Origin of the sequence: Cupriavidus taiwanensis, from assembly GCF_900250115.1 — a bacterium.
Lineage (GTDB): Bacteria > Pseudomonadota > Gammaproteobacteria > Burkholderiales > Burkholderiaceae > Cupriavidus > Cupriavidus taiwanensis_B.
This window is the reverse complement of record NZ_LT984804.1, coordinates 1,550,929-1,572,922: the sequence shown is the minus strand read 5'-3', so window position 1 is coordinate 1,572,922 and position 21,994 is coordinate 1,550,929. Positions and strand designations below refer to the sequence as shown.

The 21,994-nt window shown below is 70.4% G+C and carries 16 protein-coding genes; 12 read left to right on the top strand and 4 right to left on the bottom strand.

Annotated elements, in window-relative coordinates:
• Positions 1–48: 48 nt before the first annotated feature.
• The 3 genes from CBM2586_RS23885 to CBM2586_RS23875 are packed head-to-tail and all read right to left on the bottom strand — an operon-like array spanning position 49 to position 2,114.
• A complete protein-coding gene (locus CBM2586_RS23885; protein ID WP_115664263.1) occupies positions 49–1,032 on the bottom strand; it encodes a Bug family tripartite tricarboxylate transporter substrate binding protein in 984 nt (327 codons plus the stop codon).
• 31 nt (positions 1,033–1,063) lie between these two features.
• Positions 1,064–1,630: a DUF2889 domain-containing protein gene (locus tag CBM2586_RS23880; RefSeq protein ID WP_115690240.1), complete on the bottom strand. Its 567-nt coding sequence runs from the start codon at positions 1,628–1,630 to the stop codon at positions 1,064–1,066.
• 52 nt (positions 1,631–1,682) lie between these two features.
• Entirely contained in the window at positions 1,683–2,114 is a 432-nt protein-coding gene (locus CBM2586_RS23875; RefSeq protein ID WP_240988018.1) for a hypothetical protein, read from the bottom strand.
• Between the two features lie 314 nt (positions 2,115–2,428).
• Here CBM2586_RS23875 and CBM2586_RS23870 point away from each other — a divergent pair, with 314 nt between their 5' ends.
• The 8 genes from CBM2586_RS23870 (at position 2,429) to CBM2586_RS23835 (ending at position 12,582) form a co-directional block, all read left to right on the top strand.
• Complete coding sequence (locus CBM2586_RS23870; protein WP_115690236.1) at positions 2,429–3,448, top strand: Bug family tripartite tricarboxylate transporter substrate binding protein; 1,020 nt, start codon at positions 2,429–2,431, stop codon at positions 3,446–3,448.
• A gap of 98 nt (positions 3,449–3,546) precedes the next feature.
• The gene (locus tag CBM2586_RS23865; protein WP_115666428.1) at positions 3,547–6,840 is read left to right on the top strand and encodes a LuxR C-terminal-related transcriptional regulator; all 3,294 of its coding nucleotides are present in this window, start codon (positions 3,547–3,549) and stop codon (positions 6,838–6,840) included.
• A 155-nt stretch (positions 6,841–6,995) separates the two neighbouring features.
• On the top strand, positions 6,996–7,652 hold the full coding sequence (locus CBM2586_RS23860) for an AMP-binding protein (protein ID WP_115690234.1): 657 nt from the start codon (positions 6,996–6,998) through the stop codon (positions 7,650–7,652).
• Positions 7,639–8,556 (top strand): SDR family NAD(P)-dependent oxidoreductase, encoded by a 918-nt coding sequence (locus tag CBM2586_RS23855; RefSeq protein ID WP_115690232.1) that lies wholly within the window; start codon positions 7,639–7,641, stop codon positions 8,554–8,556. Before CBM2586_RS23860 ends, CBM2586_RS23855 begins: the two co-directional genes overlap by 14 nt.
• 66 nt (positions 8,557–8,622) lie before the next feature.
• Complete coding sequence (locus CBM2586_RS23850; RefSeq protein ID WP_115690230.1) at positions 8,623–9,834, top strand: acyl-CoA dehydrogenase; 1,212 nt, start codon at positions 8,623–8,625, stop codon at positions 9,832–9,834.
• A gap of 15 nt (positions 9,835–9,849) precedes the next feature.
• The gene (locus tag CBM2586_RS23845; protein ID WP_115690228.1) at positions 9,850–11,010 is read left to right on the top strand and encodes an acyl-CoA dehydrogenase family protein; all 1,161 of its coding nucleotides are present in this window, start codon (positions 9,850–9,852) and stop codon (positions 11,008–11,010) included.
• Positions 11,007–11,462, top strand: a complete 456-nt coding sequence (locus CBM2586_RS23840) for a MaoC family dehydratase (RefSeq protein WP_115690226.1) — start codon at positions 11,007–11,009, stop codon at positions 11,460–11,462. Before CBM2586_RS23845 ends, CBM2586_RS23840 begins: the two co-directional genes overlap by 4 nt.
• Before the next feature lie 112 nt (positions 11,463–11,574).
• Positions 11,575–12,582, top strand: a complete 1,008-nt coding sequence (locus CBM2586_RS23835) for a Bug family tripartite tricarboxylate transporter substrate binding protein (protein WP_115690224.1) — start codon at positions 11,575–11,577, stop codon at positions 12,580–12,582.
• 505 nt (positions 12,583–13,087) lie between these two features.
• Here CBM2586_RS23835 and CBM2586_RS23830 read toward each other — a convergent pair.
• Positions 13,088–14,299, bottom strand: coding sequence for an acyl-CoA dehydrogenase (locus tag CBM2586_RS23830; protein ID WP_115690220.1), 1,212 nt, complete (start codon positions 14,297–14,299; stop codon positions 13,088–13,090).
• 262 nt (positions 14,300–14,561) lie between these two features.
• On the opposite strand from CBM2586_RS23830, the gene CBM2586_RS23825 reads away from it, so the two are divergent.
• The 4 genes from CBM2586_RS23825 to CBM2586_RS23810 all read left to right on the top strand — a co-directional run bounded on the left by CBM2586_RS23825 (position 14,562) and on the right by CBM2586_RS23810 (position 21,982).
• Positions 14,562–15,416 carry an enoyl-CoA hydratase/isomerase family protein gene (locus tag CBM2586_RS23825; RefSeq protein WP_240988017.1) on the top strand — a complete coding sequence of 285 codons (855 nt, stop codon included), beginning with the start codon at positions 14,562–14,564 and terminating at the stop codon, positions 15,414–15,416.
• Between the two features lie 244 nt (positions 15,417–15,660).
• Positions 15,661–19,386 carry an alkyl sulfatase dimerization domain-containing protein gene (locus CBM2586_RS23820; RefSeq protein WP_115690219.1) on the top strand — a complete coding sequence of 1,242 codons (3,726 nt, stop codon included), beginning with the start codon at positions 15,661–15,663 and terminating at the stop codon, positions 19,384–19,386.
• Between the two features lie 190 nt (positions 19,387–19,576).
• Complete coding sequence (locus tag CBM2586_RS23815; RefSeq protein WP_115690217.1) at positions 19,577–20,797, top strand: CaiB/BaiF CoA transferase family protein; 1,221 nt, start codon at positions 19,577–19,579, stop codon at positions 20,795–20,797.
• Between the two features lie 21 nt (positions 20,798–20,818).
• Positions 20,819–21,982: an acyl-CoA dehydrogenase family protein gene (locus CBM2586_RS23810; protein ID WP_115690215.1), complete on the top strand. Its 1,164-nt coding sequence runs from the start codon at positions 20,819–20,821 to the stop codon at positions 21,980–21,982.
• The last annotated feature ends 12 nt before the right edge of the window (positions 21,983–21,994 follow it).

Genomic DNA, 21,994 nt, shown 5'->3' with positions numbered 1-21,994 from the left:
AGGGGGAGTAGGGGATGCCCAGTGGCGGGCGGGGCGGTGCGCCGACCATCATTCCGGCTCGATGCCGGCCAGCGCGATCATCCGCTTCCATGCCTGCTGGTCGTCGATGATGGCCTTGCGCAGATCGGCGCCGCTGGCGGGGTAGGGCACGCTGCCGCGCACCGCGTAGTGGGCGGCGGCTTCGGGGGAGTTGACGAAATCCAGCGTCAGGCGCGCCAGCTTGTCGACCACTGCGGGCGGCGTGCCGGCGGGGGCGAACAGGCCCACCCAGGTGTTGAACGCGGCGCCGGGCATGCCGGCTTCGCCCACTGTCGGCACGTCCTTGAGCACCGGCACGCGCGCCGGCGAGGCCACCGCCAGCGCGCGCAGCTTGCCGGACTGCACATGCGGCACCACCGCCGAAATCTCGACCGCGCCATAGTCGACCACGCCCGCCATCAGGTCGGTCAGCAGGTTGCTGGCCGCCTTGTACGGCACGCTGACGGTCTGGATCTTCGCGGCGTCGTTGAAGGCGGCCAGGATGGTGCGGTAGCCCGTGCTGGAAGTGCCGTAGTTCAGCTTGCCTGGCCTGGCCCGCGCCGCGGCGACGAGGTCCGCCGCGGTGCGGTACGGCGACGTGCCCGGCACCACGACTGCCACCGGCAGTGCGGACATGCGCGCTACCGGCACGAAGTCCTTGAGCGGGTCATACGGCAGCCGTTTGTACAGGAACGGGTTGGCCGCCATGGCGCCCGAACCCGACAGCAGCAGCGTGTAGCCGTCCGGCGCGGACTTGGCGACATGGTCGCTGGCCAGGATCATGTTGGCGCCGGGCCGGTTCTCCACCACGAAGCTCTGGCCCAGCTTCTGGCCCAGGTAGCGGGCCAGCAGCCGGGTGTAGTCGTCGACCCCGGTGCCGGCGCTGGTGACCGACACGATCCGCACCGGTCGCTCCGGGTAGGTCTGGGCGCCTGCCGGCGCCGGCAGCGCAAGCGCCAGCCCGGCCAGCACGGCGAACAGCTTCAGGCGTGCCCGTATGGAAATTCCATGCATGGATCTTCTCCGTTGTGGTGGTTGAATCGGTTCAGCCGGCCGTTGCGCGCCGGCCTTCGGGCCACAGCCGCTTCGCGATCTCGCTGTCTTCGCGATAGGTGTGGCAGCTGTTGATCAGCAATGGCCGCGGGATCGGCTTGCCGTTTGCATCGGGGCCCCGGCCATTGCGCTCGCGGCGCATCACGGCCATGGTGGTCTGCATCGCGGTGGTGGCCAGCGGCCCCAGCAACTCGGTCAGGTGGGTGCAGCCATTGACGCCGCCGACCACTGCCTTCACTTGCTGGCGGAAGCCGCCGCGGATCTGCAGGCCCTTGAGCCCGGCATACGCCGGCGTGATGTCTGGGCAGTACTCCGTGGGGCCGGCATCGATGCTGGCGCTGACGTCATGGATCAGCAGCTCGCGGTCGACCGTCAGCACGATGCGCATGTGGTGGATCGCCGCCCCCGCCGGCACCAGCTTGAACAGCAGGTCGGTGCCGGTGGGGGTGATGTCCTGCATCTCGCCCTCGATATCGAACAGGCCGTCGCTGCGTTCGTAGCCGGTGCAGGTAATGCGGCGGACATGGATCGGGTGGCGGGTAGGCGTGGTGTCTGGCATGGGTGCTTGGCGCCGTGGCTTGCGCCCCGGTACGCGTCGAAGAAAAGGAAGATCAGCGCTGCGGCTGCAGCCACGCGCCCGGCCTGCGCCGCGCCGCGCGCATGCGGCGGTGCGCGGCCCAGAACAGCACGCGCAGCGGAAAGCCGAGGCCGCCGCTCATGGCCTGCCGGCAGTGCTCGGCCTCCAGCTCCAGCGACAGGCCCAGCTCGGCGGCGCTGGCGTAGCAGACGATCCGCATGCGCGCATCCGCGCCCTGCATGCGGCTGTCGAGCAGCGCGCGCAGGGCCTCGGCGTACGAACGCTGGTCCGCATGCGCGGCCGCTTCGCGTGCGCTGCGCTGCAACTGGCGGCTGAACTGGCGCACCTCGTGCAGCAGGTCCATCAGCCGCTCCATCGGCGAGAGCGCCTGGGTTGCTGCGGCGGCGGGCCGGGACGACGGCCGGCCGGCGGGGGCACTGGCGTGCGCGGAGTGGGAGAGCTGCATGGGGTTGCCTCGAAAGTGTTGCCTGCGCCAAAACTGCCGCGCTGTGATGCCCAGTGTCGTGCGGCCGTCCGGCCGTGGCCCCACTCGACCAAGGGGGGCTGGCTTGCCGGGGGCGGCATATGCGCCGCTTGCAGTGAAACAAGGGTGCCGCGCCGGGCGTAGAGGAATCGAAATACGAAATACAGGAGAACTCTACGTATTGGCGTAGTTATACGTTATGGGCTACGATAGATCAAAAATAAATACAGCATCTCGTAGAATCATAGCGTTTCAAGCGGAGTAGTCGGCACTTCCGACAAAAGGAGACACAGTCCATGACCCCCCGAACCCCCCTTATCCCAACGCTGGCGGCCCGCGCTTCAGCCGGCGCGCGAGCGCTGCTGCTGGCATGCGGCGCACTGGCGCTGGCGGAACCGGCCGCGCTGGCCGTCAACGCTTATCCCTCGCGGCCCGTGACGTTGGTGGTGCCGGGGCCGCCGGGCGGCATCACCGACCAATTGGGGCGCCTGGTCGCCGCCAGCATGACCAGCGACCATGGCGTGCGCGTGGTGGTCGACAACCGGCCGGGCGCCGGCGGCAACCTCGCCACCGAACTGGTCGCGCGCGCCGAGCCCGACGGCTATACCGTGCTGATGGGCACCCAGGGCACCATGGCCAGCAACCAGTTCCTGTACAAGTCGCTGCGCTTCGACCCGGCGCGCGATTTCGTCGCGGCGCACGGATTGGTGTCGATTCCCAACCTGCTGGTGGTGAACGGCAAGCTGCCGTACCAGTCGGTCAGGGAGCTGGTGGCATATGCCAAGGGGCACCCCGGCAAGCTGACCGTGTCATCGGCCGGCAATGGCACCGGCAGCCACCTCGCGGGCGAGCTGTTCCAGACGCTTGCCGGGGTCAAGTTCGTGCACGTGCCGTACAAGGGCAGCGCGCCGTCGATCAATGACCTGCTGGCGGGGCAGGTCGACCTGACCTTCGACTATCCGGCATCGACGCTGACGCAGGTGCAGGCCGGCAAGCTGCGCGCGCTGGCCGTGACCGGAGCCAGCCGGCTGCCGGCGCTGCCGCAGGTGCCGACCATCGCCGAGGCGGGCTACCCGGGCGCGGAGTCGACCTCCTGGATCGGCCTGTTCTTTCCGGCGCGCACGCCCGCCCCGGTGGTGGCGAAGTGGCAGGCGGCAGTGACGCGCGTGCTGAAGGATCCCGCCGCGGTCGAGGCCATCCATCGCATGGGCGGCGTCCCGCTCGCGCTCAGCGGCGACGCCTTCGGCGATTTCGTGCGCGCCGAGCGCACCAAGTGGAAGACCACCATCGAGCGGGCCGGCGCCACCCTCGACTGAGGCGCGCGCAGCGCCCTCCGCCTGCCTTCGTTGTCCGGCAGCGCGCGCCGCGCGTGCGCGCTGCCGCAGTCCCACCCGTCAATCCGCAGAGGCTGTCCATGCGTGTTGCCCCGCCCATCCTCCTGAGCGAACAGGAGCGCACCGAACTCGAAACCCTGGCTGCCGCCGGCAGCGCATCGCGCGTTGCGCAGCGCGCGCGCATCATCCTGCTGGCCGCCAGCGGCGAGCAGAACAAGACTATCGCGCCCAAGCTCGGCATCGGCCGGGCCCAGGTCGCGCGCTGGCGCGAACGCTATGCGCAGGCCGGCGTGGCCGGCATCGTCAATGACCTGCCGCGCGGCGCGCCGCCGGTCAAGGTGGACGTGGCCAGGCTGGTGGCGCTGGCGGGCGAGCGCCAGCCCGGCGTGGCGCAGCCGTGGAGCACGAGGCGGCTGGCAGCCGAACTCGGCGTCAGCGCCGCCAGCGTGTCGCGGCACTGGCGCGCGGCCGGGCTGGCCGGGACGGCGGTTTCCGCGCCCATGCAGGCGCAGGTGGCGGCAGTGGCCGAGGTGGCGGACCCCGCGGTCCAGCCACAGTGCGCGGACGCCGGCACGGATTCCGCGCCGCCGGCGCCGGCAGGCCGCGGCGCCTGGCAGGTGGCCAGCGACAAGGTGCTGCCGCCGCGCGGCGCGCGCCAGCTGATGCCGCGCGAGGCGCTGATGGCGCGCCTGCTCGAGGCGCGCCGCCAGCGCTGCGTGGTGATCCAGGGACAGGCCGGCAGCGGCAAGACCAGCACGCTGATGGCGTGGCGCAAGTCCATGCTGCAGCTGGGCTATGACGTCTGCTGGCTGACGCTGGCGCCGGAAGACAATGAGCCCGCGCGCTTCTTCGAGTGCGTGCTGGCGAGCATTGCCGAAGTCGACGCCGCGGCGGTGCGCGAAGCCGCGCTGCTGGGGGCCGGCGCCTGCGACGACGCCGCCATCGAGCTGTGGGTGATCACGCTGGTGCAGGCGCTGGCGCGGCGCCGGCGCGACCTGGTGCTGATGATCGACGACCTGCACCACGTTGCCGAGCCGCGCATCCTGCAGGCATTGCAATGGCTGCTGGACTATGCGCCGGCGACGCTGCACCTGGCGCTCAGCTCGCGCAGCGCGCTGGTGCTGTCGCAGGAACGGCTGCGGCTGCAAGGCACGCTGGCCGAATTCGACATGCGCGACCTGCGCTTTACCCCGCAGGAGTCCGAGCGCTTCCTGCGCGAGCAGCTGGGTTCCGTCGACAGCGGAGTGGCCGCCACGCTGCATGCGCTGACCGATGGCTGGGTCGCCGGCCTGCAGCTGTACGCGCTCGACCTGCGCACGCGCGGCGGGGCCACGCCAGCGCCGCCGATGGTGCCGGCCGAGGTGCGAGACGCGCGCGCCTTTGCCAGCTATTTCGAGCGTGAAGTGCTGGTGCGGATGCAGCCCGACGATCTCGACATGCTGATGCGCGTTGCGGTCTGCCAGCGTTTCTGCGCGCCCCTGTGCGCGGCCATCCTGGGCGATGCGCGCCCCTTGCCGCAGATCCAGGCGCGCCTGTGCCGGCTGGTGGCCGACAACCTGTTTATCAGCGCGGTCGGCAGCCATGACCACGAGACCTGGTACCGCATCCATCCCTTGCTGCGTGAAACCCTGCTGAACCGGCTGGCCGCGCATGGCGCCGGGCAGGCCCACGGGCTGCGCGCGCTGCACGCCACCGCATGGCGCTGGTTCGAGGCGCGCGGCGAAATCGGCGACGCGGTCTTCCATGCGGTGCGTGCCGGCGACGTCGATGCCGCCGCGGGCCTGGTGCAGGGCTGCGCCCAGGCGCTGCTGGAGCGCGGCGAGCTGGTCCAGCTGGGTGGCCTGCTGCGCGCATTGCCGCTCGAAGAGGTGCGGCGGCGCTTCGGGCTGCACGTCGTGCTGGCCTACATGCAGCTGTACAGCCGCGATTTCGACGCGCTGCGCGACAGCCTGGACCGGATGGAAGCCGGCCCGCACGCCCTGCGGCCGTGCGAGCGCTATTCGGTGCGGCTGCTGCGGGCCGGGCTGGCGGTGCAGCTCGACAACCACGACGAAGCCGCCGCGCTGTTGCCCGAGCTGTGGCAGCCGCCGCCCGACGCCGACGACTTTGCCTGGCATGCGCGCGGCAATGTGGTGTCGTGGCTGCTGACCATGCGCGGCGACTACGACCTGGCGCGCCAGGTGCTGGACCAGGCCAACGTGCGCGCCCCGGCGCCGCGCAGCGGGCAGCTCGGGCGTTGCATCCAGGCCATCAGCCTGGCGCGCGAGGGCCGCCTGAAGGACGCTTGCCGGCTGATGCGCGAAGTGATGGAGGAAGCGGAACGCTTCGGCGCCGCCTATGCAGGGCTGGCCTGCATGGCGGCCTGCCTGCTGGCCGACGCGCTGTATGAGCTGAACGAGACCGAGGCCGCGTGCCAGCTGCTGGAGCCGCGGCTGGGCCTGCTCGAGCGCGTGTCCCTGCCGGAAGTGGTGCTGCGCGCCTGCGTGGTGCTGTCCGGCTCGCACTGGCTGGCGGGGCGGCGGCCGCAGGCGCTGGCGTGCCTGGAGCGCCTCCAAGCCTACGCCGGGCGCTATGGCCTGGACCGGCTGCAGGCCGAGGCGCTGGCGCAACGCCTGCGCCGGCACCTGCAGCAGGGCGAGACCGAGCGCGCCAACGTGGCGCTGGAACAGGTGCAGGCGCTTGCCGCGCGCTGCGCCAGCGGCGGCCCGCTGCGGGCGGCCAGCACCGCTGCCGTGGCCGCGCGGGCCCGGCTGGAGATGGCGCTTTACACCCGGGACTATGCCGTTGCGGTCGAGCGCGCGCGGCAACTGGCGGAGGCGCGCGCCGGCACGGAAGCGGTCGGCGCGGCCGGGCTGCGCCTGCAGATGGCGCTGGCGCGGCTGGGGCTGGGCCAGGCCCGAGCGGCGCGGCGCGACTTCCTCGCGGCCATGCGCCAGGGCCACCGGCTGGGGCTGACGCGGACGCTGCTGGATGCCGCCGGCGGCTCGCCGCAGGCGCTGGCGCCGCTGGCGCACGCCGGCGTTGAGGGCGAGGGCGACGATGGCCATGAAGACCCGGTGCTGGCCTTCTACATCCGCCGGCTGCTGGCCGAGCCGGGCACGGCGGACGCCTTGCCGCCGCCGGCCCGGCCACGGCAACCGGCCCCGGGCCTGGGCATCGGCGCGCTCAGCGAGCGCGAGCGCGAGATCCTGGAGCTGCTGGCGCAGGCGATGTCGAACAAGAAGATCGCCCGCGTGCTCAATGTCTCGGCCGAGACCGTGAAGTGGCACCTGAAGAATATCTACGCCAAGCTCGGGGTGGCCGGGCGCGGCGGCGCGGCCGCGCGGCTGCGTGACCTCGCGGCGTCGGCATCGGCAGCCGCGGTGGCTGGCTGAGAGTGCGGGCCGGGGCCGGCAGGCCGCGCGCAGGCGTGCATCAGCCCCCGCCCATAAGCTCCGTTGCACGCCTGCCACCCGCGTCGGGGAGTGCCCGCGCGCGGCAGGCAGGCAATGATGGACCCATCGGCAGCACCTTCGTCCATCGCCTCGCCATGTCCACTTCGACCCGATCTCCCGACCTCAAGCCGCGCGGCACCCTGCTGCGCGAGCTCGAAGCCCGGGCCGCGGCATGCCCCGACGAGACGGCCATGGCGTACCACGGCCGGCAGCTGAGCTACCAGGCGCTGCTCGACGCCAGCCTGTCGCTCGCCGGCTACCTGCAGCAGCACCTGGGCGTGCGGCGTGGCGACCGGGTGCTGCTGCTGATGCATGACTGCCCGCAGTTCACCATGGCATGGCACGCAGTCCTGCGCTGCCGCGCCGAGGTGGTCGCGCTGGCGCCGGACAGCAGCGCGCAGGCGGTGGCCGCCGGCGCCGCCGCAAGCGCGGCCTGCGCCGCGGTGACGATGCAGGACGGGCTGCCGCGCGTCGCGCCGCTGCTGGGCGACGACGGCGTGCGCGGCTGCATCGTCGGCGCGTATTCCGAGTTTGCCGGCGCGCCCGGCAGCCCCGAATGGCTGGCCGCGCCGGACTACGTGCGCGAGCCGCGCGTGCCGCTGCTGCAGCCGCGCGTGCATGACTTTGGCGGCGCGCTTGCGGCCGGCATCGCTCCGGCCCCGGTCGGCGCGACCTCGTGCGCAGCATGCCCCGATGTGTCCCCACCGAGTTCAACCCATCCTTACCGGAGTACCAACCATGAGCCTGCTTGAAGGAAAAGTCATCATCGTCACCGGCGCCGGCGCCGGCGCCGGCGTGGGCAAGGGCATTGCGCTGGAGGCCGCGCGCCAGGGCGCGCGCGTGATCGTCAACGACCTGGGCGTCAACATCGACGGTTCCGGCGGCAGCGCCGGCCCGGCACAGCAGGCGGTCGATGAGATCCAGGCCGCCGGCGGCGTGGCCGCGGCCAACACCGACAGCGTGGCCGACTGGGCCAGCGCGCAGAAGATCATCCAGCAGGCGCTGGACCTGTACGGCCGCGTCGACGGCGTGGTCAACAACGCCGGCAACCTGCGCGACGTGATTTTCCACAAGATGACCGAGGATGATTTCGATGCCGTGATCCGCGTGCACCTGAAGGGCAGCTGGAACATGGCCCGCGCCGCGGCCCCGCATTTCAAGGCGCAGGAGAGCGGCGCCTTCGTGCACATGACCTCCACCTCGGGCCTGATCGGCAACTTCGGCCAGGCCAACTACGCGGCCGCCAAGCTGGGCATCGTCGGCCTGTCCAAGTCGATCGCGGTGGACATGCAGAAGTTCAACGTGCGCTCGAACTGCATCGCGCCGTTCGCCTTCACGCGCATGGTCGGCAGCATTCCGACCAACACCCCGGAAGCGGCCGAACGGATGAAGATCAACATGCGCCTCGAGGCCGGCAAGATCGCGCCGTTCACGCTGGCGCTGCTGAGCGACCAGGCCAGGGACATCACCGGCCAGATCTTCGGCGTGCGCAACAACGAGATCTACCTGTTCTCGCAACCGCGCCCGATCCGCACCGCGCACAACAGCGAAGGCTGGACCGTCGAGTCGTGCGTCGAGCGCGCCATCCCGATGCTGCAAGGCAGCTTCACCCCGCTGCAGATCTCGCGCGACGTGTTCCCCTGGGATCCGGTCTGAGCGCAGCACGGCGGCGGCGCGCCTGGATGCCAGGCCGCCACCGCCATGTGTCGGAGGAGACAAGCCATGGATTTTCAACGCGACCTGGACCTGGAGGCCTTCCGCGAGGAAGTGCGGGCGTTCCTGCGCGAGAACCTGCCCGGCGAACTGTCCGGGCGCATCCGCGTCGGCACGCGCTCGCCGCGGCCGGAGCTGACGCGCTGGCAGCGCATCCTGAACGAGAAAGGCTGGGGCGCGCCGTACTGGGCCAAAGAGCACGGCGGCACCGGCTGGAGCGTGCTGCAGCGCCTGGTGTTCGACGAGGAATGCACCGCGGTGGGCGCGCCGTCGCAGGACACCGGTGCGCAGAAGCTGCTGGGGCCGGTGCTGAACGCGTTCGGCACGGCCGAACAGAAGGCCGAGCACCTGCCGCACATCTTCAGCGGCGAGCGCCAGTGGTGCCAGGGTTTCTCCGAGCCGGGCTCCGGCTCGGACCTGGCCTCGCTGCGCACCCGCGCCGAGCGCGTCAGCGGCGACGACGGTGACCTCTACGTGGTCAACGGCCAGAAGATCTGGACCAGCTACGCGCATCGCGCCGACTGGATCTTCCTGCTGGTGCGCACCGACACCGAGGTGAAGAAGCAGGCCGGCATCAGCTTCCTGCTGGTCGACATGAAGTCGCCCGGCATCACGGTGCGGCCGATCGTCACCATCGACGGCTGCCACCACCTGAACGAGACCTTCTTCGACAACGTGCGGGTGCCGGTGAAAAACCTGGTCGGCGCCGAAGGCGAGGGCTGGAAGATCACCAAGTTCCTGCTCAACAACGAGCACGCCACCGCCGCCGACCTGCCGATGCTGCGCCGCTACCTGGCGCAGATCCGTGCGCTGGCCACGCGCAACTGCGCGGGCGGCAGCGTGCTGCTGGAGCGGCACCCGTTCGCGCTGCAGCTGGCGCGGTTCGAGGCCGAGCTGGCCGCCATCGCCACGCTGGTGCAGCGGGTCGCGGCGATGGAGCAGGACCACAGCCCGGCCGCGCATGCGATGGGCTCGATCCTGAAGATCCGCGGCACCGAGCTGCTGCAGAAGATGACCAGCTTCCTCACCGAGGCGCTGGGCGACTACGCCGCGGTGGCCTACCCGGTGCCGCAGCACGGCGACGAGGGCGCGCCCCTGCCGATGCAGGAGCTGGCGCGCGGCGTCGCCAACGAGATGTTCTTCCGCCGCGCCTCGACCATCTACGGCGGTACCAGCGAGGTGCAGCGCTCCATCATCGCCAAGACGATGTTCCAACTGTGAAGGCCCAGACTGACCATGAACTTCAACCTGACTGACGAACAGCGACTGTTGCAGGACAGCGTGCGCCGCTTTGTCGAGAAAGACTACGACTTCGAGGCGCGCACCGCGCGGGTCAAGTCGGGCGAGCCTTGCAACGGCCGGCATTGGGCCACCTTTGCCAACAACGGCTGGCTCGCCGCGGCGCTGCCCGAGGACGGCGGCGGGCTGGGCGGGACCGTGATCGACACCGTGCTGATCGCCACGGAACTGGGCCGCGGCCTGGTGGTGGAGCCCTACCTTGGCTGCGCCGTGCTGGCGGCGCAGACGCTGGCGGCCGCGGCCACGCCGGCACAGCGCGCGGCGCTGCTGCCCGCGCTTGCCGAAGGCGGCCGCCGGCTGGCGCTGGCCTACAGCGAGGCGCCGTCGCGCGGCCTGCCGGCGCCGGTGGTCACCCGCGCCGAGCCGGCCCCGGGCGGTTTCACGCTGCATGGCACCAAGACGCTGGTGCTCGGCGGCAGCGATGCCGATGGCTTCATCGTCTCGGCGCGCGAGCCGGGCGCTGCCGGCGATGCCTGCAGCCTGTTCCTGGCGCCGTCCGGTGCCGCCGGCGTCGAGCGAATCGCGTTGCCGCTGCACGATGGCAGCTGGGCCGCCGAAGTGCGGCTGGACGGCGTCTTTGTCCCCGCCGACGCGCGCCTTGGTGAGGCGGGGCAGGGCCAGGCAGCGCTCGCCCACGGCCTGACGCATGCCATCGCCGCGCTGTGCGCGGAGCTGGTCGGCGGCATGGAGCAGACCATCGAGATCACCGCCGGCTACCTCAAGGTGCGCAAGCAGTTCGGCGTGCCCATCGGCAGCTTCCAGGCGCTGCAACATCGCATGGCCGACATGGCGGCGGAGCTCGAGGTTGCGCGTTCAATGCTGTATGCGCTGCTGGCCTCGATCGAGAACGACGACGCCGCGGCGCGCGCGCGCACCGTGTCGCAGGCCAAGGCCCTGATCGGCCGCGCCGCGCGCTATGTCAGCAGCCAGGGAATCCAGCTGCACGGCGGCATCGGTATGACCGAGGAATACATCGTCGGCCATTATTTCAAGCGCGCCGTAGTGGCGGACGCGCTGTTTGGCAACGCCGACCTGCACGAAGCGGGCAACGCCCGGGCGCTGCAGGCGGACCTTACCGGAAAGGAAGCGCAAGCATGAAGACCTATGAACACATCAGCGACCTGCAGCCGCTGGTCGGCGAAGTCATCGGCACCAGCGACTGGCTCGCGCTGGAGCAGGAGCGCATCAACCTGTTCGCCGATGCCACCGGTGACCACCAGTGGATCCACGTCGATCCGGTGCGCGCCAAGGACGGCCCGTTCGGCGTGCCGATCGCGCATGGCTTCCTGACGCTGAGCCTGCTGCCGGCATTCACGCATACCGCGTACAAGGTCAAGCACAGCAGCACCGGCGTGAACTATGGCCTCGACAAGGTGCGCTTTCCGGCGCCGGTGCCGGTGGGCAGCCTGCTGCGCGCGCATTTCAAGCTGCTGTCGTACGACGCGCTCGACAACGGCGGCGCCCAGTTCAAGCTGGAGATGACGGTGGAGCGGGAAGGTTCCGCCAAGCCCGTCTGCATTGCCGAATCGATCATCCGCCGGTTCCCGTAACCGCATCCCCACCTGGCTGACACCCCGACACCCCGGCGCGCCCGGGGTGTCGGGCATTGCAGCATAAAGAGCCGCCGGCCCTGCACGGCGGCCATGACCTCAGGAGACCGCCATGACCCCTTCCATGCCCAACCGCCGCCGCGTGCTCGCGCTGGCAGCCTGTGCCAGCTTGCTGGCCGCGGCCGGACCCGCTGGCGCGCAGGCGCCGGACTACCCGCAACGGGTGATCAAGATCGTCTCGGTGTCGAGCGCCGGCACCGGCATCGACGACTACACCCGGCTGTTGGCGAAGTTCCTGGCGCAGAAGCTGGGGCAGGGCGTGGTGGTCGAGAACCGTCCCGGCGCCAACATGATCCTGGCCACCGACTATGTGGCCAAGGCCGCGCCGGATGGCTACACGCTGCTGCTGACGGCTTCCAGCTCGATGTCGGCCAATCCGTTCCTGGTGCGCAAGCTGCCCTACAACCCGGACAAGGACTTCGTGCCGGTGGCACGGCTGACGTCGCTGCCGATCGCGCTGGTGGTGCCGGCCAGCTCGCCCTACAAGCGCGTTGCCGACCTGGTCGCGGACGCGCGCAAGCGGCCGGGCAAGCTCAACGGCGGCAGCAGCAGCACCGGCTACCGGCTGATGTCGGCGGCGTTCACCGAGGCCGCCGGCATCCGGACCACCGACGTGCCGTACAAGGCCACGTCCGGGCTGTTGCCTGACCTGATCGGCGGCAATGTGGATTTCGCCATGGTCGAGTTCACCGCCGCATTGCCGCTGGTGCAGTCGAACAAGCTGCGCGCGCTGGCGGTGCTGAGCCCGCGTCGGGTGCCGCTGCTGCCTGACGTGCCGACCCTGGCCGAGGCCAGCATGGACAACCGCGCGCTGGTCGACGCCGTGTCAGCCACCAACTGGACCGGGCTGTTTGCGCCGGCCGGCACGCCGCCCGCAATTGTCGCGCGGATCGAAGCGCTGGCTCGTGAATTTGTCAATTCGCCCGAGGCGGCTGCCCATTACGCGGCGCGGGGCAGCCTGCCCAATGCTGGCAGCGGCAAGGAGCTGGGCAAGGCGGTGGTGGCGGATCAGCAGGTGTGGAAGCGGCTGATTGCGGTGACGGGGATGGAGGCGGAATAGGGGGGCTGGCAGTTCGGCTTCGGCACTGCGGCTGGGGGGCGTGCTTGACTGGCGTGGCTGTTTCGCCGGCGTAGCCGGCGAGTCACTTTTGGCCGAGCGCCAAAAGTAACCAAAAGCGCGTTTTAATGCCCTGCGGGCGGCATGTCTTATCGTAGTGGGCCTTGGGGCTTACGTACGGGGCTTTGCTTCCTCACAAAGCTGGACTGCCTGCCGCGGGGGTGCGCGACCGTGGGCGGGGCGTTGAAGGGACGGTTGAACGAGCCCAGAGTGGCGGGTGGCCGCCTGCTGCCGGCCTTGCCGTAGGGACGCCTTCGGCTGCGCTGCGCGCGCCCCCTATCTCGGGGCTTGGGCTCGGGCGCGATGTGCGTCGCTGCGCTCGCACAGCGTTGTCGCGGGCGAGCCCAACGGCGTTTCTTCTCCAGACTGGTTGCGCCCCTCTCCCGCTTGCGGGAGAGGGTGGGGGTGAGGGCTGGTGCATCCACGAAGTCAGCCCGGCCAATATCCCTTAGAACTGAAACAACGACCTCGCAATAATCGACCGCTGCACCTCGCTGGTCCCCCCATAGATCGTCGTCGCCCGACGGAAGAACATCTCGGTCGCCACGCCCCGCGCCGCATCCTCCATCGGCAGCGCCCTGCGCCCGGCATTCCTTGCGTGCGGATCCGGATAGGCCACCGCGCCATGGTCGCCCAGCGTCTCCACCAGGAACTCGCTCATCCGCTGCTGCAGCTCGGTGCCGCGAACCTTCAGGATCGACCCCATCGCGTGCGCGGCGGCGCTGTGGTCCTGCTCCATTGCCGCCACGCGCTGGACCATCACGGTGATGGCGCGCAGCTCGGCCTCGCAGCGCGCCAGGCGCAGCAGGAACTCGTGCCGTTCGGCCAGCGCCATGCCGCCGGCGCGCGCGCTGCCGGCCAGTGCGTGGAGCTGTGACAAAGAGCGGCGCAGCGTCGGCAGGTCGGCGGTGGTGGCGTGCTCGTTGTTGAGCAGGAACTTGGTCAGCTTCCAGCCTTCGTTCTCGGTGCCGACCAGGTTGGCCGCCGGCACCCGCACATTGTCGAAGAAGGTCTCGTTCAGGTGGTGGCAGCCATCGATGCTGATGATCGGGCGCACGGTGATGCCGGGGCTCTTCATGTCGGCCAGCAGGAAGCTGATGCCGGCCTGCTTCTTTGCCTGCGGGTCGGTGCGCACCAGCAGGAAGATCCAGTCGGCCTGGTGCGCGTAGCTGGTCCAGATCTTCTGGCCGTTGACCACGTAGTGATCGCCATCGGCGCCGGTGACGCGTTCGGCGCGCGTGCGCAGCGAAGCCAGGTCGGAGCCCGAGCCGGGCTCCGAGAAGCCCTGGCACCACAGGCGGGTGCCCTGGAAGATGTGCGGCAGGTGCTCGGCCTTCTGTTCCGGCGTGGCGAAATGGTTGATCACCGGGCCCACCAGCTTGTGGGCGAAGCCATCCAGCGAAGGCGTGCCGGCCGCGGCGCACTCCTCGTCGAAGACCAGGCGCTGCGCCACGCTCCAGCCGGTGCCGCCGTGTTCCTGCGACCAGTACGGCGCGCCCCAGCCATGGGCGTCGAGCAGGCGCTGCCAGCGCACCAGGTCGGCGCGCGGCGAGCGCATGCCGTCCTTGCGCCAGGGCAGGTCGGCGGGCAGGTGATGGCGCAGGAACTGGCGGACCTCCTGGCGGAAGCTGTCCAGCGTCGGGTCGGGTTGGAAGTGCATGAAGACTCTCCGATGTCGCGCGGCCGGCGGGCTGTCGGCCTTTCTGATGCCATACACCTTAAGCCGGCGCGCGCGCGGCAGCGCCCCCCGGCGCTGGGGGTCGGGCAGCGGGCATAGGCGCCGCTTCATTGGCAACGGCCCCCCTTGAGACGAGTGGTGCGCCGCCGGGCGCGCACGGCCACACTGGGCTTCAGAGGCGCCCGGCCCGCATCGCGGCGACGCCACCCGGCCCACCCCGCCCACCATTCGCCAGAAAGGAATCATGACCATGCAGGCCCAGCAGTACGCCCGCCAGATCGCGTTACGGCATGCCAGCCTGTGCATCGCCGATGGCGTGGCCGAGTTCACGCACCAGCGTCCCGCCGCGCGCAATGCCCTGTCGCTGGAGTTGCGCCAGGACTACCGCGACATGCTGGACCTGGTCGCGGCGGACCGCGCCATCCGCGCGCTGGTGCTGACCGGATCGGGCGGCAGCTTCTGCGCCGGCGGCGACCTGAAGTCCGCGCGCGAGATGTTCGCCGGCGGGGACGCCGCGGCGCGGGCGCCCGAGGCCGTGCGCCGGCGCATGCAGGACATCCACCAGTGGCTGCCGCGGTTGCGCGACCTCGAGATCCCGGTGATCGCGGCGGTCGACGGCGCCGCGGCCGGGGCCGGATTCTCGCTGGCGCTGGCGGCGGATTTCGTGCTGGCGTCGGAGCGTGCGTACTTCAGCATGTCGTTCGCGAAGATCGGCCTGCTGCCTGACATGGGCGCGCTGTACGCGCTGCCGCGCGTGGTGGGCATGAGCGCGGCCAAGGAACTGATGTTCACCGGGCGCCGGCTCGAGGCCATCGATGCGAAGCGGCTCGGCATCGTGCATGCGATCCACCCGACCGGCACGCTGGCCGAGGCAGCGCGCCGCTTTGCGCAGCGCTTCGTGCCGGCGCCGCCGGAAGCGCTGGCGCTGGCCAAGCGCGCGCTCAACCGCAGCTTTGAAAGCAGCTATGACGCCGTGCTGGAACTCGAAGCGCAGGGCCAGGCGCTGGCTTCGGCGGTGCCGTACTACGCGCAGGCGGTCGACGCCTTCCTGCATGGGCGCCCGGCGCGCTTCGACTGGGACCACGATGGGCAGGGTTGAACGCCGCCATCGCCCGCGTTTGCCACAGCCGGCTCGCTCCGACCACCCCGGCATGGCCTGCGCCGTGCCGGTGCACCGCTTGTCTCCACGCCCGTCAGCGTTTGCTGCGAGCGGGCTTTTGGCTCCGGCACCCGTGCCGGAGCCTTTTTTGTTTTCGCCGCCAGGGCGCACACGGCGCGCCGGGGGGGCACGCTTCGCACCCCACATATCCAATCTCAGAAAATCATTCCTGTGAGGAGACCTCATGTCTGATATCCATGACTACATCGTTGTCGGCGCCGGCTCGGCGGGCTGCGCCGTGGCGAGCCGGCTGGCCGACGCGCGGGTCGGGACGGTGGCGCTGCTCGAAGCGGGCGGCCATGATTTCAGCCCGGCCATCACCATTCCGATCGGCATCGCCAGTACCGTGCCGAAGGCCGGACCGTTCAACTATGGCTACGTCACCGAGCCGCAGCCTGCGCTGAACGGGCGCCGCGGGTTCCAGCCGCGCGGTCGCGGGCTCGGCGGCAGTTCGTCGATCAACGGCATGATCTACATCCGCGGCACGCCCTCGGACTACGACCGTTGGGCGCGGGACGGCTGCGATGGCTGGGGCTGGGACGATGTCCTGCCGTATTTCAAGCGCTCGGAACGGAACGAGCGGCTGGCCGGTCGGCAGGAGGACGCCTGGCACGGCGGGCGCGGGCCGCTGCATGTGGTCGATACGCGCTCGGGCAATCCGTTCGACCGGCGCTTTATTGAAGCCGCGCAGTGCACGGGCCTGCCTTACAACCCCGATTTCAACGGCGCCACGCAGGAGGGCGTCGGCTTCTACCAGCGCACCCAGCGCGACGGCGAGCGCTGGAACACGGCGCGCGCCTACCTGCACGGCGGCAACCGGCAGGCGCTGGACGGCGGGCGCGCCAACCTCGCGGTGCTGACCGACACGCAGGCGCTGCGGATCGTGTTCGAGGGCCGGCGCGCGGCGGGGGTGCTGGTCGAGCGCGGCGGCGAGCAGCGGCTGCTGCGGGCGCGGCGCGAAGTGATCCTGTGCGCGGGCACCTTCGGCTCGGCCCAGCTGCTGATGGTATCCGGCGTCGGCCCCGCCGCGCACCTGCGCGAGCACGGCATCGACATCGTCCACGATGCGCCGGGCGTGGGGCAGAACCTGCAGGAGCATCCCAACATGAAACTGCAGCGCCGCGTGTTCAGCACCGATCTCTATGCGTCCTCCATACGCGGTGGCTGGCGGCTGCTGCACGAGTGGCTGCGCTACCGGAAAGAGCGCTACGGCATGTTCGCGTCCAACATCGCCGAGACCGGCGCCTTTATCAAGAGCGATCCGACGCTGGTGGACCCGGACCTGCAGCTGCACTTTTCCACGGCGCTGAGCGACACGGCCGCGCGCCGCGTGCACGGTTATTCGCTGAACGTATGCGTGCTGCGCCCGCACAGCCGCGGCCAGGTGCTGCTGGGGTCCGCCGATGCCCGCGTGCCGCCCCGCATCGACCAGAACCTGCTGGCTGATGCGCGTGACCTGGATGCCATGGTGGCGGGCCTGCGGCTTGCCAGTCGCGTCCTCGACCAGGAGCCGCTGGCGCGCCTCGGCGGCACGCCGCACGCCTGCGGCCACCTGCGCTTTGACGGCAGCGACGACGCCGCGGTGCGCGGGTTCATCCGGGAGCGTGCCGACATCATCTTCCATCCGGTCGGCACCTGCCGCATGGGCAGCGATGCGGGCGCGGTGGTCGATCCGCAGCTGCGCGTGCGTGGCGTCGAAGGCCTGCGCGTCGCCGACGCCTCGGTCATGCCCACGCTGATCGGCGGCAACACCAACGCCGCGGCGATCATGATTGGTGAAAAGGCGGCCGACCTGGTGCAGGGTATCGAACGGGCCGGCGGCAGCGCCATCGAGCCGGCGCAACCTGCATCGCGCCAAGGGTCCGCACCGCTGGTACAAGCCGACCCGCGCGGCGAGGCAGTGGCAGGTGCGTCCGGCATTGCCGAGCGCAGGCTGATCGCCTGCGCCGCGGCGCTTGCGCTCAGCTGGGGGGCGCACGCCGCGCCGGCGCCGGACCCGGAGCCCTCCAAACCGGCCAGTGCCGCCACCGTGGCCAGCAACGCGGCGGTACTTGCGCAGCTGCCCTTTGCCGACCGCGCCGATTTCGAAGACGCGCGACGCGGCCTGGTGGCGCCGTTCAAGGGCGATATCCGCAATGCCGACGGCCGCGTGATCTGGAGTTCGTCGACCTATGACTTCCAGCGGGCGGCGCAGAGCCCGGAATCGGTCAATCCCAGCCTGTGGCGCATGGCGCAGCTCAATATGGAGGCGGGGCTGTTCCGCGTGACCGATCGGGTCTACCAGGTGCGCGGCATGGACCTGGCCAATATGACGGTGCTCGAGGGCGAGCGCGGCATCATCATTGCCGATCCGCTGACCAGTACCGAAACCGCCAGGGCCGCCCTCGACCTGTACTACGCCCACCGCCCGCGCAAGCCCGTGGTGGCGGTGATCTACACGCACAGCCACGCCGACCATTTCGGCGGCGTGCGCGGCGTGGTCGACGAGGCCGACGTCAAGGCCGGCACGGTCGCCATCTACGCGCCCGCCGGCTTCATGCAGGAGGCGGTCAGCGAGAACGTGTTCGCCGGCAACGCGATGTTCCGCCGCAGCATCTACCAGGCCGGCGCGGGCGTGCCGCGCAATGCGCTCGGGCAGGTGGATACCGGCATCGGCAAGGGCGGCTCCTCCGGCGGCACGCTCAGCCTGATCGCGCCGACCGAATCGATCAGCAAGCGCTACGAGACCCGGCACATCGACGGCGTCGAGTTCGAGTTCCAGCTGACCCCCGGCACCGAGGCACCGGCGGAGATGAACTTCTACCTGCCGCGCCAGCGCGCGTTGTGCATGGCCGAGAACGCCACCCGCACCATGCACAACATCCTCACGCCGCGCGGCGCGCAGGTGCGCGATGCCAAGGCCTGGGGCCGGTACCTGGACGAAAGCCTGGTGCGCTACGGCGAGCGCGCAGAGGTCATGCTGGCCCAGCACAACTGGCCCACCTGGGGCGGCGAGCGCATCCGCACCTTGCTGGCCGACCAGCGCGACATGTACACCTACCTGAACGACCGCACGCTGCATCTGCTGAACCAGGGGCTGACGCCGATGGAGATTGCCGAGGCGATGCAGAAGCTGCCCGGCGCGCTGGAGAAGAAGTGGTACACGCGTGGCTACTACGGCTCGCTCAGCTTCAACGCGCGCGCCGTGTACCAGCGCTACCTGGGCTTCTACGACGCCAATCCCGCCAGCCTGAACCCGCCGGCGCAGCCCGAGGCGGGCCGCCGCTACGTGCGCGCGATGGGCGGCGCCGACAGCGTGCTGCGGCAGATGCGCGAGGCGATGGAACAGGGCGACTACCGCTGGGCGGTGCAGCTGGGCAACCACCTGGTCTTCGCCGATCCGCAGAACGCGGCCGCGCGCGCGGCGCAAGCCGATGCGCTGGAGCAGCTCGGCTACCAGTCCGAGAATTCGCTCTGGCGCAATATGTACCTGACCGGCGCGCGGGAACTGCGCCACGGCGCGCTGGCCGTGCCCGCGCGCAACCCGGCCGACCTGGTGCGGGCCATGGAGCCGGCGCTGTTCTTCGACTACATGGGCGTGCGGCTCGATGCCGACAAGGCGGTGGGGCATGACATGACGCTCAACTGGGTCTTCTCCGACCTGGGCAAGCCGTTCGCGCTGACCGTGCGCAACGGCGTGCTGACCTATCGCGAGGACAGCCGCCATGCGCGCCCCGATGCCACCGTAACCATGAGCAAGGCCACGCTGGATCGCATCAGCCTGCGCCAGCTCGACCTGCAGGCAGCACTGCGCGGGGGCGAGATCCGCGTGGAAGGCAATGCGCGCAAGCTGCCCGAGCTGATGGGGCTGCTGGCGACCTTCAACCCGGCCTTCAACATCGTCACGCCGCAGGCGCAGCCGCAGCACTAGCCGCGAGCCTGATGGCGCGGGCGCGATGCCGGCTGGCGGCGCGCTGCCCGCGCCCGATACAGGCGGTGTATTGATCGACATACATAAAGTATTTTTCGAGCGGAGGCAGGATCCGTAGCATGGGTGTCAGACAGTCCGGAGACGACAAGATGACCCCATACGCCAGCCTGCCGATGCACCGGAGGCAGCCATGAGCGGCCCGCTGCAGGGCGTTCGCATCGTCGACATGACGACGGTGCTGATGGGACCGTACGCGACCCAGATCCTGGGTGACCTCGGTGCCGACGTGATCAAGATCGAGCCGCCCGACGGCGACACCGTGCGCGAGGTCGGCCCGCGCCGCCACGCCGGCATGTCGGGCATTTTCCTGCACGCCAACCGCAGCAAGCGCAGCGTGGTGCTCGACCTGAAAGCCCCCGCCGGGCGTGAGGCGCTGCTGCGCATCGCCGCCGATGCCGACGTGCTGGTCTACAACGTGCGCCCGCAGGCGATGGCGCGGCTGAACCTGAGCTACGAGGAAGTCGCGAAGGTGAATCCGCGCATCCTGTACGTAGGCCTGTACGGCTACGGGCAGGGCGGCCCTTACGCGGCCAAGTCCGCCTACGACGACCTGATCCAGGGCGCGGTTGCGATTCCCACGCTGGCGCAGCTGGCCGGCAGCGACGTGCCGCGCTACGCACCCAGCGCGATCGCCGACCGCATCGTCGGCCTGGCCGCGGTCAATGCCATCACCGCAGGGCTGTTCCACCGCGAACGCAGCGGCGAGGGCCAGTCGATCGACGTGCCGATGTTCGAGACCATGGCGCAGTTCATCCTGGGCGACCACATGGGGGGGCTGACCTTCGAGCCGCCGATCGGCCCCAGCGGCTACACCCGCATCCTCAACGAGCATCGTCGCCCGTACCGGACCCGGGACGGCTACCTGTGCGTGCTGCTCTACAACGACAAGCAGTGGCGCAAGTTCCTGGCCCTGATCGGCCAGCCCGACCTGATGGATACGGACCCGCGCTTCTGCACCATCGTCGAGCGCAACAAGCATATCCACGAGCTGTACCGCATGGTGGCGGAGATCATGCCGACGCGCACCACCGCGGAGTGGACCGCGGCGCTGGAAGCCGCCGACATGCCGGTGATGCAACTGCACACCGTTGACTCGCTGATGGCCGATCCGCACCTGGACGCGGTGGGCTTCTTCGACGTGGTCGAGCACCCGAGCGAGGGCGCGATCCGCTCGATGGCGATTCCGTCGACGTGGTCCAAGTCGCAGCCGCGCGTGGCACGGCAGGCGCCGCGCCTGGGCGAGCACAGTGCCCAGGTGCTGGCCGAGGCCGGCTACAGCGATGAACAGATCCGCGCGCTGGCCGCGCTGGGCGCGACGCGCCTGGCCGACGATGCCGCCGCATCCCACTGAACCAGATACCGGGAGTCCTACTTGGAAGCCACCCTTGATACCCTGCCGCTCGTGACCATCCCGCCCGAGGATGAGGCGCTGCGCGGCCCCATCCGCGCCTTTCTGCAGGAAGCGCTGCGCGACGTGCCCGCGCCGGTGCGCGCGCGCACCTGGATGGGTTTTGATGGCGAATTCAGCCGCGCGCTGGCACGCCAGGGCTGGATCGGCCTGTCGCTGCCGCGCGAGTACGGCGGCGCCGGACGCAGCGCGTTTGCCCGCTTCGTGCTGGTCGAAGAGCTGATCGCCGCCGGCGCGCCGGTGTCCGCGCACTGGTTCGCCGACCGCCAGACCGCTCCGCTGATCCTGCGCTACGGCAGCGAGGCGCAAAAGCACTTCTTCTTGCCCCGGCTGATCCGCGGCGAGATCTTTATCTGCATCGGCATGAGCGAGCCCGACACCGGCTCGGACCTGTCGTCGGTGCGCACCCGCGCGGTCCGCACCGAGACCGGCTGGCGCCTGAACGGCCGCAAGATCTGGACCACCAATGCCCACCGCGCGCAGTACATGTGCGCGCTGGTGCGGACCTCGGGCCAGCATGGCGACCGCCACCAGGGCCTGTCGCAGGTGCTGATCGACCTGAGCCTGCCGGGCATCAGCGCGCGGCCGATCCGCGACCTCGCCGGCGACGGCCACTTCTGCGAGGTGGTGTTCGAAGACGTCGAGCTGCCGGCCGACGCGCTGGTCGGCGAGGAAGGCTCGGGCTGGAAGCAGGTCACCGCCGAACTCGCGTTCGAGCGCAGCGGGCCGGAGCGGATTCTGACCAGCCTGATGCTGGCCGAGACCTGGCTGGCCGAGGTCAGGGCCTCGTGCCTGCCAGTGCCGGCTTCGGTCCGGGCGATCGCCGGGCGCATCGCCGGCCGCATGGCGGTGCTGCGCGCGATGTCGCTGGCGGTGGCCGAGCGGCTCGACCAGGGGCAGAACCCGGAAATCGATGCCTCCTACGTAAAGGACCTGGGCACCGAGTTCGAGCAGGAGCTGCCGGGCTGGATCAGCACGGCGCTGGAACAGATGCCGGATTTCGCGCCGTCGGATGACCTGCTGCGCGCCCATGCCTACATCACGCAGTTGGCGCCGAGCTTTTCGCTGCGCGGCGGCACGCGCCAGATCCTGCGCGGCATCATCGCCCGCTCCCTCGGACTTCGTTGAAACGGACACACC